The organism is Sporocytophaga myxococcoides (assembly GCF_000775915.1).
GTDB lineage: Bacteria > Bacteroidota > Bacteroidia > Cytophagales > Cytophagaceae > Sporocytophaga > Sporocytophaga myxococcoides_A.
In genome coordinates, this window is sequence record NZ_BBLT01000004.1 from 154,174 (window position 1) to 169,494 (window position 15,321).

Here is a 15,321-nt window from a genome sequence, read left to right on the forward strand (position 1 = left end):
AAAATGGAGAATATTAAGTATTTCATCATCGATTTTGACAGCACTTTCACACAAGTAGAAGCTCTTGACGAACTGGGAGATATTTCACTTGACGGTGATCCGCAAAAAGATAAAATTTTAAAAGAAATCGTCGAGCTGACAAACAGCGGAATGGAGGGAAAAGCGTCGTTCACTCAGAATCTTACAAGAAGACTTGAGTTGTTAAGAGCTAATAAAAGACACCTTACTCCTCTAATTTCAAGGCTTAAAACCAAGGTTTCTGAATCAGTGAAGAGAAACAGAGAGTTTTTCAAAGACTTTTCTGATAATATTCTTATTGTATCCAGTGGCTTCAAAGAATTCATTACCCCTATAGTTACTGAATTCGGAATAAAAGAAGAAAATATTTACGCCAATACTTTTGTGTATGATGAACAAGGTAATATTACAGGGTTTGACAAAAACAATGTACTTTGTCTTGACAAAGGTAAAATTCAACAACTGAAAGCTTTAAACCTAAAAGGTGATGTATATGTAATCGGTGATGGATATACTGATTACGAAATCAAAGAAGCTGGTCTTGCGAATAAATTTTACGCATTTACAGAGAATATTGAAAGAGACGCTGTACTTGCAAAAGCAGAGCACATCGCTCCGAGCTTTGATGAATTCCTTTATCAGAACAACCTTCCAATGGCAATTTCTTATCCTAAAAACAGAATAAGTGTCTTGCTTCTTGAAAACATTCACCCGGAAGCTTTAAGATTATTCAAAAGCGAAGGTTATAAAGTTGAAGTGATTTCAAGCGGCCTTGATGAAGATGAACTTTGTGAACGTATTAAAAACGTCTCTATACTTGGTATCAGATCAAAAACACAATTAACTAAAAAAGTACTCGAAAGTGCCAATAAGCTTATCGCAGTTGGTGCATTTTGCATCGGTACAAACCAGATAGATCTTAAATCTTGCCTGCAACGTGGTGTAGCGGCGTTCAATGCTCCATACAGCAATACCAGAAGTGTTGTGGAACTTGCAATCGGACAGATCATCATGCTATACAGAAATACCATTGAGAAAAGCAATAAAATGCATCAAGGTAAATGGGATAAATCTGCTAAAAACAGCTATGAGATAAGAGGTAAAAAATTAGGTATCGTTGGATATGGAAATATTGGATCTCAGCTTTCTGTTCTTGCGGAATCTATGGGTATGGAAGTTTACTATTATGACATAGTGGAAAAACTTCAACTTGGTAATGCTAAAAAATGTTCTAGTCTGAATGAATTGCTGAGCCTTGCTGACGTGATCTCTTTACACGTTGATGGAAGAGCCAGCAACAAAAATCTTATAGGCAAGAAGGAATTCGACCTGATGAAAGAAGGCGTAATATTCCTTAACTTAAGCCGTGGTCATGTAGTAGATGTTCCGGTTTTGGCAGAGAATTTAAAGAGTGGAAAAATCCTTGGCGCCAGCGTAGACGTTTTCCCTTATGAGCCGAAAAACAATAACGAAGAGTTTATAAATGAACTAAGAGGTCTTCCAAATGTAATCCTGACTCCTCACATAGGAGGAAGTACAGAAGAAGCTCAGTTCAATATCGCCAGCTTCGTGCCAAACAGAATACTGGACTATATCAATACCGGAAATACATTCCAAAGCGTAAACTTTCCAAATATTCAGTTACCTGAATTGAATAATGCGCACAGACTTATTCACCTGCATGAGAACGTACCTGGTATACTTGCACAAATCAATAATGTGCTTGCTAAACACAATATCAATATTCTTGGTCAGTATCTTAAAACCAATGAGACTGTCGGATATGTGATTACAGACATCAATAAGGAATATGATAAGCAAGTAATACAGGAGCTTAAAGCTATCAACAACACAATCAAATTTAGAATATTGTATTAATAACAACAGTGGTAAAGAAGACATTTTTCACGGTAGGGCCATCGGAGCTATACCCGACAGTACCAGCGCACGTTCAAACTGCACTGGAGCAAAAAATCGGAGTTATATCTCACAGAAGCAAGCAATTCCAGGAGTTGTACAAACATACAACAGACGGACTCAGAACCCTTTTGAACATACCTGATAACTATCAGATATTCTTTCTTTCCAGTGCTACTGAAATCTGGGAAAGAATTATTCAGAACTGTGTAGAGCACACAAGCTTTCACTGTGTAAATGGTAGTTTCTCAAAAAGGTTCTATGAATTTTCAGGAGAGCTTGGCAAAAAGGCTTTCAAAGAAGAAGCTGCATTCGGAAAAGGGTTCTATCCTGAAAAGTTTGAAATACCTGCTGAAACAGAAGCCATTTGTCTTACCCAGAATGAAACCAGCTCAGGTGTATCTATGCCTGTAGCAGATATCAATAAAATAAGAGAGAAAAATAAAGAAGCACTGTTATTTGTTGATGCAGTTTCTTCTCTCCCTTACCCGGAGTTTGACTTTACTAAAATAGATTCAACCTTTTTCTCGGTGCAGAAATGTTTTGGCCTTCCTGCAGGACTTGGAGTGTGGATTCTGAATGACAGAGTTATTGAAAAGGCTAAGCAACTGGAAGCGAAAAAAGTGCTCACAGGAACCTATCATACTATATCTTCTATTCTCAGCAAAGCAAAAGATAACCAGACACCGGAAACTCCAAATGTCTGGAATATATTCCTGCTGGGCAAAGTAATCGAGGATATGAATAAGAAAGGTATTGCTACCATCAGAAAAGAAACTGAAGTAAAAGCTGATATGCTTTATAATTATATAAAAGACAGCAACAACTTTTCTTTCGGCGTTGAAGATCCGGCTCACAGATCTAAAACTACCATAGTTGCCAATACTGCCATACCTGCTCCTGAAGTGAACAAGAAACTGGAACAATTTGACCTTGCAGTAGGAAGTGGTTACAGTAGCTATAAAGAAAAACAAATAAGAATAGCGAACTTCCCGGCTTATTCTGTTGAAAAAACGGAAGAGCTTGTGAATGCGCTTAAGAAAACAATCGGTTAATTATGCTTGATTCGGGTCAGGTTTATTCCGAGGTGTTTTCATTTACACAGGAACAAGTAATCAGATTCGCCGAGGTGTCAGGAGATCATAATCCTGTACATCTGGACGCTGACTATGCTTCTAAAACCGCTTTTAAAAAGCCTATCGTTCATGGTATCCTAGGTACCAGTATTTTCTCTAAAATACTTGGAATGAATTTCCCAGGCGAAGGAACAATTTACTTAAAACAGGAAGTAAACTTCAAACGCCCAATGTATGCCAGCACTTCCTATGAAGCAGTACTGACAGTTCTGGAAATAAACAGAGACAAACATCAGGCAGTCATTGAAACCAAAGTCCTTGACAAAGAAACTGGTAAGGTCATTATTGATGGACAGGCACAAGTAATGAATAAAGAGAAAATCTGATGAAACGTTTTCTAGGTATCAAGTATAGCCCAAACGACATAAGATTATTATTTTCCTTCAAAAGTTCTTTAATCAAAAGACTATTAAAGGGGCTTGTATACATTACTGCCGTTACAGCTATATTACTTTATATGGAGCAGAAAGATATCTTTCATATCCAGATAAGTAATGCCCTGCCTGGCTATATGGGAGCTGCACTGGGTTTACTTCTTGTTTTCCGAAACAACACTGCATATGACAAATGGTGGGAAGCAAGAAAAGAACTTGGGGCCCTTGTAAACATTTCCAGAAATTTCGCTATTGATATTAATGGGTTTCTACCTCCTGGAAGTAAGGAAAAAACAAGAATTGCCACCTTACTTACCTGCTTCATATATGCTCTTAAAGAGCACTTAAGAAATGGAGTAAAAATGAAAGATATGCAGGAACTTGAAGATGCTGACTACAAAATAATTGAACAGGCTCAGCATAAACCTTCTGCAATTGCTAACCTTATTATGTCAAGAATTGAAATTCTCTGGAAAGAGAAGATCCTGACAGATATGCAGCAATATCTTCTTGTTACTAAAATTAATACCCTGATAGACATTTGCGGAAAATGTGAACGAATAAGAAACACTCCTATTCCCATTGCTTACGGATTGCTTCTTAAATTCTTCATTAACATTTATGTAATCCTTTTACCTATAGGTCTTTCTCATGATCTTGGCTGGGGAGCCTTACCCCTGGAAATAATTCTATATTACATCATGATGAGTATCGTTCTTACTGCAGAAGAAATAGAAGAGCCATTCGGTAAAGACCTTAATGACCTGCCTTTTGATGAAATGGCCGGCAAAATGAAGGTAAACATACAGGAGATTATCAGTTACGAATAATATTAAGCCTGCATTACTCTTTTATTTTCTCTTTCAGGATTAAGAAAAGTCAGAACAATCTTTTTTATAAAATTATGCGTATAAACTAACTCATCTTTAGTCTTATACGCATTTATGCTTTATAGAACATCTTTTTTAAAATGGCTTGTTCCATTCTCGCTTATAACCAATTTTGCATTTGCGCAAAATTTTAAATATTTGGGATCCTTTGACCAGCAAGGAATTCCTAAATACCTGGAAACAACCACAATTACTCCGGATCAGTCATTACTAAAACAAATAAATGATGCATTACCGGACAGGAAACCTGTACCTCAATTTCACCCTGAATATATTTCCAAACAGGCTGAAACAGATCTAAAGCTTTTCAAACAAGCTGATGTCTGGATTACGTTTGTCGGAGAAGTGGCTGGGTGGAAAAATAGTCTGGGTTTTTACACTTATGATATAAATAATCCTCCCCGCTCTGTTACTGATATAAAAGACTATTTTATAATTTTCCCAAATGCATCACAAGTTGGAGGAGGAGGTAATCTGAATCCGGGAAATACTGTTAAAATAGGAAACTTTACCCCTAATACAGGAATAGGTTGGTTTCTGATTGCGGACGGTTGGAGAAATGAAAGGGTTACAAAAGGAAACTACCTTATTTTTTCCAACGCTGCTTTTAATCCCGAAAGTAAAGAAACAGATAAGGCTCATACAGTCCTTTTAAATTTATCTGGCAGCAACAAATTAATTCTTGGATTTGAAGATACCAGAAGAGATCAGGGAAGCGACAATGATTTTAATGATGTCTTATTTTATATCACAGCCAATCCTTTTGATGCTATAAATAAAGATAACATAGTTATAGTAGGTAATAATCCAACTTTCGAGAATAATTCATCAAACAATAACTCTCCGGACAATCCTGCATCAGACAATAGTAACAGTAATAACCAGGGAACCTCCAATAATCAGGTAAATGCCTCTAATACCAATATTGATATAAATAATGGTGGTGGAGGAAACAGCAATGTTGCCTCTTCAACCAACAATGTCAATCATAGTGACGGGAATAGTTCTACCGCAATCAACAACACCAATATTAACAATAACAGCTCCAATAATAATTCTAATAATACTACCAATAACAATAACTCCACAACCATTATTAACAATACCACTATTATCAATAATGGAAACGCCAATAGTAATAACACATCCAATCAGCAAAATTCTGGCAACGGACAAAATAATAGTGGAGTTAATAGCAATTCCGGCGGAAGACGACAAAACAGTAACAGCAGCAGTAATTCGCCTCATCAATCTTCTGATAGATGCCATAAGAATGGTATGACAGAACAGGAATTTATAAAATCATACAACTTAATAAAGAACAAAACAACAGAGACTAGTCGTAAATCTTTGATGCAACAGGTGGCCAGGCCTAAAATGTTGACTGTAGATCAGTGTACTCAACTGATAAAGTTATTAGATGTACAAAGGAACAGATTGGAAATGGCCAAGTATCTTTATGACTACACATGTGATAAACCAGGATATTACATGGTTAGTGCAGTTTTCTCTGTATCAACCTATGAAAGAGAATTCGATCAATTTCTTTCTACAAAAAATCTAAACAACAACAACCAGCCATCGACCAGTTCAAAGGGCTGGAATAATACCGGCAATAATTCAAACAACATCCAGACATCCAACAATGGTACTAATACCTGTTGCGTAAATGATGGATTTACCAGCGATGATTTTTCAAGGTTAAAATCAAGTATCTCTTCAAAAAGTTTTAGTGAAACAATGATGACTGTCACCAAACAGGGAGTAAAAGGAAGGTGTCTATCAACAGGACAGGTTGTGGAATTAATGACATTATTCTCTTTTGAAAAGGACAAACTTGATCTTGCAAAATACCTTTATGACTTTACCGGAGACAAACAAAATTACTACAGAGTGAACGATATATTCTCATTCTCCTCGTCTGTGAGTGAATTAAACAACTACATTGAGAAAAAATAAAATTTAACCATATAATTATAAACAAAAGCAGGAAGATTTTCTTTCTGCTTTTGTGTTTTATAAGTTTAGATAATATTTCTGTGGCACAATCAAATCAATATTTATCGTCAATGTCTGAACATAGTCGTACAACACAAAGAATTGCCGTAGGTTTATTATTTTTCCTTCATGGTCTTTGTTTTTCTTCCTGGGCTTCAAGAATCCCGGATATTCAACAAAAACTAAAATTAACCGAAGTTTCGCTGGGAATGGTATTGTTCGCTTTGCCCATAGGCTTGCTGGCTTCCATGCCTTTGTCCGGGTGGCTGACAGCCAGATATGGAAGCAGTAAGATTGTTCTGGGAGCAATTCTATCGTATGGCTTAATTCTATCCTTTATCGGACTGGCAGAAGATAAATATGAGTTAATCCTTGCATTGTTCCTCTTTGGAGTGGCTAGTAACACGGTAAATATTGCTGTCAATACCCAGGCTTTAATAGTGGAAGCATTATATCATCGTTCCATTATGGCTTCCTTTCATGGTTTATGGAGCCTTGCAGGATTCAGCGGAGCCGCCCTGGGATCATTTATGATCAGCAAAGGAAATTCTCCCCAGCTCCACTTTTTTATTGTTACTCTCTTTATTTTCTGCGCAGCTGCTATTGTTTCATTCTTTATACCCAAAGCTGTAAGGAAAGAAAACAAAGGGCCCTTATTCGTTTTGCCTGATAAATCAATTTTCATATACGGGCTTATTGCTTTTTGCTGTATGACATGTGAAGGTGCTATGTTTGACTGGAGTGGTGTTTATTTCAAAAAAGTTGTACTTGCTGAAAAAGGCTGGATTGGAATTGGATATTCAGCCTTCATGAGCACAATGGCATTGGGAAGATTTTTTGCGGATAGCTATACAACTCGTTTCGGATTAAAACAAACCTTGTTTGTCAGTGGCTTGTTAATAACTGTTGGCCTGCTCACTGCAATCATATTTCCAACCTTATACATTGCAATTGCAGGCTTTTTGCTTGTTGGATTCGGAGTATCATCAGTCGTCCCGTTAGCCTATGGCGCTGCCGGCAAATCTACGAAAGTACCTACAGAAATTGCCCTCACAGCAGTTGCTTCCATAGGATTTATCGGATTACTGATAGGACCACCTCTCATTGGTCTTTTTGCAGGCTTAACAAGCCTAAGGATTTCATTCCTCATTATTTCCTTTCTTGGTCTAAGTGTGGCTTTATTGTCTTTTGTAATCAAACAAGAACAGGATTGACATAATCAGCACAATCACATTGATTGTCAATCGGAAGCATTTTTTCAAACCTTATTACATATATATTAAACTATGTAAGTAATTGCCTTGTATTCTTGCTATTTGCAGAAATAAGTTTTGTATTTTTGCAAATTAAATACATTCCACATGTCTTTGGAACAATTAAAATTGAACAAGCAACTGATCACTGCAATGCAGGATGCAGGATTCAGCAAAGTAAGAGAATTTCAGGCCAGATCAATTTCCAGAATTCTGGGAGGGCAGGATCTCCTCGGTATCGGCCCTGAAGGATGCGGTAAAACTACCTCCCTGGTATTAACAACTCTTATGCGCCTGAAGTATGCACAGGAAGAAGCTCCCAGAGCCTTGGTTTTAGTACCGGATAAAGAATCTGGGCTTGCTTTGCTTGAAAATTTTCAATTATTAGGCAAAAACACCGATCTGAGATATATGGGAATCTTTCCTGGTGCTGGAATGGAAGGTCAGAAAGAAGAACTGGATAAAGGTGTTGATATAGTAGTTGGGACTCCCGACAGGATTCAGGCAATGTACTATAAGTCCAAAATCAATCTAAGCCAACTGAAAGTATTTATAGTGGATGATGCTGAACGTCATATTAAACAAGGTTTCCAGACAATCATTCTGCAGATAGCCGAAAGTCTTTTAAAATGCCAGCATCTTATTTTTTCCGAAGTATATCATGAGAAACTCGAACGTCTGGTTGAACCCATTCTAAAGCATTACAATACTGTTGAAGTAGATATAGAAAGCATTGAACAAATGGATGTGATAGATCAGGTTCTTTATCATGTACCAAACTACAAGACCAAGCTAAACCTAATTAACCTTTTAATGAGAGATACAGAGGAATTCTCTAAAGTTGTAATTTTTGCCAATACTAAGATAACAGCTGAAAGTATCTGCAAAAGTCTTGATAAAAGGAATCCCGGAGAAGTCGCTTTATTTAAAGTAACTAGGTCATCCTACCCTTCTCTTCCATCAATAGAAACATTCATTGAAAATCCTGAGATTCGAATGCTCATTGTTTCAAATGAAGAAAACCCTATTACAGATACGGTCGATATTCCATTCATATTCCATTTTGATATTCCTCCATCCAAAGTATTATTCATTGACAGAATTAAAAAGGAAACGTCAGAAAACAATGAAAAACTTTCCTTTTCATTTGCAACAGACATTGAATTGATTCTTGTCAGAAAAATAGAACAGGAGATCGGTCAGAACCTTCCTGTTGAGGAATTACCATTGGGACTGATTATAGAGGGGGACCGCAAAAGTCACAAGGAAGGTGAAGCTGAAGAACAGCACGAAACAACAGGTGCTGCTTTTCATGAAAAGAAAGCCAGCAATGCCAAAACCTATAATTATAAGTATATGGAAAGGCTTAAGCTCTTTGGCAAAAAGCATCGCAAGCATAAAAAAGGTGAGTAACAAAAGGAGAACAATTTTAGTTCTCCTTTTTTATTTACGCTCATTAACTTGCTCCGAATCCTCCTGTAGAACACCATATTCCTTGATCATAAAAGGTAATGGTTATCGATAGAGAACCCATATTCACTGTGTTTCGTTTTTTCAATAAAGGTATTACAATATTAAAAGATATGGAAAGAAACGTAGTAGGCTGGTTTGAAATACCAGTAAAAGAATTGGATAGAGCAAAAAAATTCTATAGTACGGTTTTTGAGAAAAAATTAACCGACATGCCAATGGATGATCTTGAGATGGCAACTTTTGACATGGTTGATGATGGTCCTAATTCGGGAGGAGCTTTGGTTAAAGGTGAGGAAACAACACCTAGTTCATCAGGCACAGTGGTATATTTCTCATGTGATGATATTCAGAATGAACTTTCAAGAGTTGAAAAGAGCGGAGGGAAAATTGTATTCCCTAAAACTTCCATAGGAGAATATGGATTTATAGCACACATCATAGACACAGAAGGAAATCGAATTGGGTTGCATTCAGTTAATTAATAGAAAGAGCCTGCGTTTAAAAGCGCAGGCTCTTTCTATTTTATCTTAAAACAATTCATGCCATCACTCACCATGACAAAACGAGACTTGAAGTATAATGAATACATGCACTTCTTTTCTTACCACTTATAACTTAGTACTTACCACTCAAAATTCATCTTTCACTTTTATCAATCATGTTTAAATCTTTATCAAAAGGACTTTTGGTAAACGGATAAATTAATTGTTTCAAATATCCTTTAGGGTAATTTGCTTCCCTCACTCCTGTTCCTTCAGGCCAGACATCACCGGGTAAATAATAGGTTCCAAAAATCTTATCTAAAAATGGGAAATGAATGGCAAAGTTCTTACCATAAATATTCGGATCATCGCTATGATGCCAATGATGAAACTGAGGTGTTACAAAAATGTATTTGAATATACCAAAATTAATCCCTGTATTGGCATGAATCAGCACTGCATGGATAGATACAAAAATTATATATGTATTAAATGTAATCATTGAAAAGCCGCATATATATAGAGGAATAAAAGAGATTGACCTTGTAACAAAAATATCCACAAAGTGCGTCCTTGAACCTGCGAGCCAGTCCATAGATTGCGTCGAATGGTGTACAGAATGGAATCTCCATAAATATACATGCGAATGAAAAAGTCGATGAGCCCAATACTGAAATAAATCCGTAACCAGTAAAGCAAGTAAAAACTCTGCAACAAAAGGTAGTTCCTGAACCCATGTATGAATTCTATCAAGACCTAATTGACCAAACAATACCTTTGCCGGTGCTTGTGTAATAACTCCGAAAAACTGAACAAACAAATGACTGATTGCAAAATATACCAGGTCTGTTCTCCATTCTGCATGAAATCTCTTTTGTCCAATCCGCTTGGGAAATGCCATCTCTATAGGAATAAAAATCAAGGCAAGTATAAACAGATCGATTAATAGCCAGTCCAGACCTATGCTCCATGCTGTTTTGTCAACAGCTCTTGCTTTTACTTCAAAGCCTCCCAAGGCTATAGATAGCGTGCAAAGAACTATACCTATTACAGGAAGCTTTTTCTTTTTACTGAGCAAAAAACCAAGAGCAGCAAAAAAGAATGAAGCAATGATAACACCCATTAATATAGTTTTCATCATTTCCCCTGTGTATACTTCACGAAATTCCGGAGTTGTAAAATGTTCTGGAAAATGAAAACATACAATTGCAAATAATGATATCAAACCTAAAAATATACAGCTATAACTACTTATATAGCCTTCTCCAATTTTAAAAGGTGCTTTTTCTGACATATGATTTTTTTTAAAAAAAATTCAAGATTAAAATTTAGTTAATTATAAATAAAAAAAAAATCGCAAAAAGAAACATTGTCTGCATTTAAATAAAAAAAGCCTTTACTGTATCTCTAATACGCAAAGGCTTTCAATTTATGCATCTTATATACTTTCTTAAACCATAGCTTTTACAGTCTCAGTTTTGCTTGCAAGGTATTCTCTAATAGCTTCTCTGAGTCTTATAAAATTATTTTTAAGCATATCTTCATTTTCTTCCAGCAGTGTAATTCTAAAGCCTTTCAGATCTGAGCAGAAAGAGGAAATGGGGACAACGCATATTCCTGTAGAAGCAAGCAGATAATAAACGAATCTCTTATCTAAAGCCACATCTTCTTTTTCAACCCAGCTCTCTACAAGCTTCTTTACTTCCGGATTGTCAATCTTTAATTTCTGATCTGGCCTTAATACCCCTTCCCTGAATATAATAGTATTATAAAATGCGCCAAATGTTTCATTAAACATCAGTTCTGGAATTTCGCCCAGGATATCTGCTATAATCTTGCTTCTTCTTCCTATACGTTCATTAAGCTCTTTTCTGTATGGCTGAAACCTTGGATCACCCATGATTTTTGGAATGGCAAGCTGAGGTAAAGTAGTCGAGCAAACCTCGATCATCTTTGCATTATCCAAAGCAGCACAGAATTTGGTAAACTCTTTATCTTTATCCTTATTATAATATTCCATCCAACCACATCTTGAGCCAGGCCAAGGAAGCTCTTTAGAGATACCTTTCATTGCAATTCCAGGAAGGTCTTCAATTACTTCAGCAAGTGAATAAGCTCTGGCACCATTATATGTAATGTTAAGATAAATCTCATCACTGATCAGCATCAGTTTAAATTCTCTTGCGATCTCTACAATTCTTTTCAATGTCTCATAAGGATATACCATTCCTGTAGGGTTATCAGGATTGATAATCAGAATTCCTATTATATTCGGATTGTATTTTACTTTGTTATAAAGATCGTCCAGATCCGGATACCAATGATTGTTAGGATCAAGCTTATATGTAATCGGAACCTGGTTTGCATGTGCAGCTTCAGCAGAAGAGTGGGTGCTATAAGCAGGAGAAGGCCCGATAACCCTCAGTGTTGGATCAATAAACTGATAAACCTTTGCGATAGCATCTCCAAGTCCGTTAAAGAATAATATATCATCCGCTGTAATCTGGGCACCGCCTCTGGCATTATTCAATTTGGATAGAAAGTGTCTTGTCTCAAGATTACCTTTGGAAGGACAATAACTGTAAGATTTGTTATCCATCACCAAGCCGGAAATAATTTCCTTCATCCATTGAGGGATTTCGGAATTTTTTTGGATCGGATCCCCGATATTTTCCCAATAAATAGTTAAGCCAAGGTCTTTCAACTGATCAGCTTTCTTCACTATTTCCCTTATTTCATAGCTAAGTTCTTTTGCTCCACCACTTAATATCTTGTGTCTCATGCTTTATTTTGTCCTAACCTTTCCTTAGAAAGGATAAAATTAAAAAATTATTCCCTGGTATAAAATTCATTATTCTCTTATAAAGGATATTTTTTTTGATTAGTTCCCTTCCCTTTGCTTTATCCTGGATTGAAACACAGCTCAAAAAGAGCAATACCACTGAAAATCAACACCATCACAACACTAACAGAAGGATATTTTCTCCAAATATGAAAAAGATTAAATCCCTTATCATTTATTTATCAGCCTGAAAAATATAAATGCTAAAGCGATTATAAAGGCTATGTGAATCAAGGCCCCCAACAGGAATAAACCTTGTATCAGATTCAGACTTATATATCTTCTGTAATGACGCCCTTCTTCAAAGCTCATCCTGGGAGGCCCCGGATCTACTTTTAATTTTGACATTGGAGACAGGTCAGGATTCAAAGCTGCATTGGAACCTGAAATGTGGACCGGACCTGTGGCTTTAGCATTAAGATAAAGAAAAATATCCCGTATGTCATTTTCACTCAGATATGTAAAAGCAGGCATTTTATAATGATCATATTGTTCTGATATAAAATTGGCATAAATATCCCCCTTCTTTATCACCTCCTGAGAATTGTGCACAAAAGGAATCAACCAGCTCAGAGGGAGAGTTTTAGGTGTACTTCCTAAAGCCGGACCTATTACCTCTTTGTCGAATGCATGGCACACAGCGCACTGCTGATCAAAAAGAAACTTGCCGTGTAAAATAGCATCGCCATACTTGCCACTTAACAGAACTTCCGGATGTAAATCTTTTGGAGAACCCGTCTTTGATGCATCCTGAATATATGCCAATATATCAAAAATATCGTCATCCGAAAGTTTCTTAAATGAAGGCATTACTGTGTTATTGTAACTTCTAAAAATAAAGACTGCATGAGTATCTCCTGCAGTAATCATACTTTGAGAGTTTTTAATAAAGCCAAGTAACCAGGTTAATGATCTTTTTTTTGTGACTGTGGATAAGGCAGGTCCAATTCGCTCAACGGGTATGGCATGACAAACATTGCAGTTATTAAGGAACAATGTTTCTCCTTTATCAATACTCTCCCTATCAGAAGGTAATTCCTTACTCTGCCCTGAAGAGCTTCCAGGAAACGTCATAAGTAAAAACAGAAGAATAAATAATATACAATCAGAGATCTTCATCTTTCTTCTCCCCTTCTATAATATTGGATTTTCCGCCTCTTTTCTGATCTTCGGGCAAATTAGAATCCATTGTTTCAGAATAAGGAACAGTCTGACTAATATAATCCTCCTTTGCTCCCGGTTTGCTGTAATCATAAGGCCAGCGATGAACAATAGGCAACGGACCTTTCCAGTTTCCGTGACCTGGTACTGGTTCAGTAGTCCATTCAAGAGTATTTGCTCTCCAAGGATTTTCACCTGCTACTCTACCACGGTACATACTGTGAATGAAGTTATAAATAAAGATAAGCTGCCCGCCAAAAGTGGCAAACGCTGCGACACTGATAAGAATATTCAAATCATAATATTTACTAAAAGATTCAAAAATTGTAAATGAATAATATCTTCTTGGGAAACCCGCCATTCCAACATAGTGCATCGGAAAAAATATTAGATAGATACCTGCAAATGTAATCCAGAAGTGCAGATAGCCTAATTGAGAATTTAGCAATCTTCCAAAGATTTTAGGATACCAATGATAAACCCCGCAAATAAAGCCAAACATCGCTGCACTGCCCATCACCAGATGAAAGTGAGCAACTACAAAGTGTGTATCATGCACCATGATATCTATAGCAGGATTCGCAACAAATAATCCGGTAAGTCCACCAGTGATAAAAAATGAAACCATTCCAATTGCAAATAACATGGCAGGTGTAAATTCAATGCTTCCCCTCCAGAGCGTAGCAAGCCAATTAAATACTTTTACTGATGAAGGTACTGCTATTATAAATGAAGTCAAACTAAAGACAGAGCCCAGAAAGGGATTCATTCCTGAAACAAACATATGATGAGCCCATACCAATGCTGACAGTATTGTTATAATTAAAAAAGAAACTACCATTGCAGAATAGCCAAAAATGGGTTTTCTGGAAAAAATACTGATCACCTCTGACGTAATACCAAATGCTGGCATAATGGCTATATATACTTCGGGATGACCAAGAAACCAAAACAGATGTTCAAATAGAATCGGGCTTCCTCCACTGAAATGAAGCGGCTTTCCGCCTATGTAAATTTCTGAAAGAAAAAAACTCGTGCCGAATGTCCTGTCTGAAATCAATAGTAGCATTGCCGAGAACAAAACCGGAAAAGAAACCAGGCCCAGAATTGCTGTAAAAAATAAACCCCATACAGTAAGAGGCAGTCTTGTCATATACATCCCATGAGTTCGTAAATTAAGAACAGTCGTAATGTAATTCAATCCTCCAAGAAGTGTGGAGACGATAAAGAAAACCATACTGATGATCCATAACGTCACACCTCCCCCCGACCCTCTCAATGCTTCAGGGAGAGCACTTAAAGGCGGATAACTTGTCCAGCCTCCCGCAGCAGGACCAGTAGAGAGAAATAAGGAACAAAACATAATAAATCCTGAAATAAAAAATAACCAATAGCTGAGCATATTGATAAAAGGAGAAGCCATATCTCTTGCTCCTATTTGCAAAGGAATAAGAAGATTACTGAAAGTCCCGCTAAGACCTGCTGTGAGCACAAAAAAGATCATGATTGTTCCGTGGATCGTAACCATTGAAAGGTAAAATTCGGGATCAAGTCTTCCATCCTGAATCCATCTCCCAAGAAGAGGCTTTAGCCAGGAAACATCAGCATCGGGAAATCCGAGTTGAATTCTCATAATTACTGAAAATAAAGACCCCAGAAGTGCCCAGAATATTGCTGTAAAAAGATATTGTTTAGCGATCATTTTGTGATCCTGACTAAACACATAGGTAAAGATGAATCTAAACAGTTTATTCCTTTCGGGTGTTGTTCCCTCCAT

General features: G+C 36.8%; 12 protein-coding genes. 8 read left to right on the plus strand and 4 right to left on the minus strand.

Annotated features, from left to right (window positions below; genetic code table 11):
- The first annotated feature begins 3 nt into the window (after nt 1-3).
- From serA to MYP_RS10920, 8 genes are all read left to right on the plus strand, one after another.
- Nucleotides 4-1,896, plus strand: a complete 1,893-nt coding sequence (serA, locus tag MYP_RS10885) for a phosphoglycerate dehydrogenase (RefSeq protein ID WP_045463841.1) — start codon at nt 4-6, stop codon at nt 1,894-1,896.
- A gap of 8 nt (nt 1,897-1,904) precedes the next feature.
- Nucleotides 1,905-2,990, plus strand: coding sequence for an aminotransferase class V-fold PLP-dependent enzyme (locus tag MYP_RS10890; protein ID WP_045462973.1), 1,086 nt, complete (start codon nt 1,905-1,907; stop codon nt 2,988-2,990).
- 2 nt (nt 2,991-2,992) lie between these two features.
- On the plus strand, nt 2,993-3,397 hold the full coding sequence (locus MYP_RS10895) for a MaoC family dehydratase (RefSeq protein WP_045462976.1): 405 nt from the start codon (nt 2,993-2,995) through the stop codon (nt 3,395-3,397).
- A complete protein-coding gene (locus tag MYP_RS10900) occupies nt 3,397-4,275 on the plus strand; it encodes a bestrophin family protein (RefSeq protein ID WP_045462979.1) in 879 nt (292 codons plus the stop codon). The genes MYP_RS10895 and MYP_RS10900 overlap by 1 nt, the downstream gene beginning before the upstream one ends.
- Nucleotides 4,276-4,389: 114 nt before the next feature.
- A complete protein-coding gene (locus tag MYP_RS10905) occupies nt 4,390-6,294 on the plus strand; it encodes a DUF4476 domain-containing protein (protein ID WP_045462982.1) in 1,905 nt (634 codons plus the stop codon).
- Between the two features lie 110 nt (nt 6,295-6,404).
- Complete coding sequence (locus MYP_RS10910) at nt 6,405-7,547, plus strand: MFS transporter (RefSeq protein WP_045462985.1); 1,143 nt, start codon at nt 6,405-6,407, stop codon at nt 7,545-7,547.
- Between the two features lie 147 nt (nt 7,548-7,694).
- Nucleotides 7,695-8,999 carry a DEAD/DEAH box helicase gene (locus tag MYP_RS10915; RefSeq protein WP_045462988.1) on the plus strand — a complete coding sequence of 435 codons (1,305 nt, stop codon included), beginning with the start codon at nt 7,695-7,697 and terminating at the stop codon, nt 8,997-8,999.
- A 170-nt stretch (nt 9,000-9,169) separates the two neighbouring features.
- Nucleotides 9,170-9,541, plus strand: a complete 372-nt coding sequence (locus tag MYP_RS10920) for a VOC family protein (RefSeq protein WP_045462991.1) — start codon at nt 9,170-9,172, stop codon at nt 9,539-9,541.
- Nucleotides 9,542-9,695: 154 nt separating this feature from the next.
- On the opposite strand, the gene MYP_RS10925 is transcribed toward MYP_RS10920, so the two are convergent.
- The 4 genes from MYP_RS10925 to MYP_RS10940 form a co-directional block, all read right to left on the minus strand.
- Nucleotides 9,696-10,835 (minus strand): sterol desaturase family protein, encoded by a 1,140-nt coding sequence (locus tag MYP_RS10925; RefSeq protein WP_045462994.1) that lies wholly within the window; start codon nt 10,833-10,835, stop codon nt 9,696-9,698.
- 156 nt (nt 10,836-10,991) lie between these two features.
- A complete protein-coding gene (locus MYP_RS10930) occupies nt 10,992-12,323 on the minus strand; it encodes a pyridoxal phosphate-dependent aminotransferase (RefSeq protein ID WP_045462997.1) in 1,332 nt (443 codons plus the stop codon).
- 231 nt (nt 12,324-12,554) lie between these two features.
- Nucleotides 12,555-13,502, minus strand: a complete 948-nt coding sequence (locus tag MYP_RS10935; protein WP_045463000.1) for a c-type cytochrome — start codon at nt 13,500-13,502, stop codon at nt 12,555-12,557.
- Nucleotides 13,489-15,321, minus strand: a complete 1,833-nt coding sequence (locus MYP_RS10940) for a cytochrome c oxidase subunit I (RefSeq protein ID WP_045463003.1) — start codon at nt 15,319-15,321, stop codon at nt 13,489-13,491. The genes MYP_RS10935 and MYP_RS10940 overlap by 14 nt, the downstream gene beginning before the upstream one ends.

Excerpts from the sequence above, each read along its gene's own strand:
- serA (WP_045463841.1), top strand. The coding sequence starts at position 4 with ATGGAGAATATTAAGTATTTCATCATCGATTTTGACAGCACTTTCACA.
- MYP_RS10895 (WP_045462976.1), top strand. The coding sequence starts at position 2,993 with ATGCTTGATTCGGGTCAGGTTTATTCCGAGGTGTTTTCATTTACACAG.
- MYP_RS10900 (WP_045462979.1), top strand. The coding sequence starts at position 3,397 with ATGAAACGTTTTCTAGGTATCAAGTATAGCCCAAACGACATAAGATTA.
- MYP_RS10905 (WP_045462982.1), top strand. The coding sequence starts at position 4,390 with ATGCTTTATAGAACATCTTTTTTAAAATGGCTTGTTCCATTCTCGCTT.
- MYP_RS10910 (WP_045462985.1), top strand. The coding sequence starts at position 6,405 with ATGTCTGAACATAGTCGTACAACACAAAGAATTGCCGTAGGTTTATTA.
- MYP_RS10915 (WP_045462988.1), top strand. The coding sequence starts at position 7,695 with ATGTCTTTGGAACAATTAAAATTGAACAAGCAACTGATCACTGCAATG.
- MYP_RS10920 (WP_045462991.1), top strand. The coding sequence starts at position 9,170 with ATGGAAAGAAACGTAGTAGGCTGGTTTGAAATACCAGTAAAAGAATTG.
- MYP_RS10925 (WP_045462994.1), bottom strand. The coding sequence starts at position 10,835 with ATGTCAGAAAAAGCACCTTTTAAAATTGGAGAAGGCTATATAAGTAGT.
- MYP_RS10930 (WP_045462997.1), bottom strand. The coding sequence starts at position 12,323 with ATGAGACACAAGATATTAAGTGGTGGAGCAAAAGAACTTAGCTATGAA.
- MYP_RS10935 (WP_045463000.1), bottom strand. The coding sequence starts at position 13,502 with ATGAAGATCTCTGATTGTATATTATTTATTCTTCTGTTTTTACTTATG.
- MYP_RS10940 (WP_045463003.1), bottom strand. The coding sequence starts at position 15,321 with ATGGAGGGAACAACACCCGAAAGGAATAAACTGTTTAGATTCATCTTT.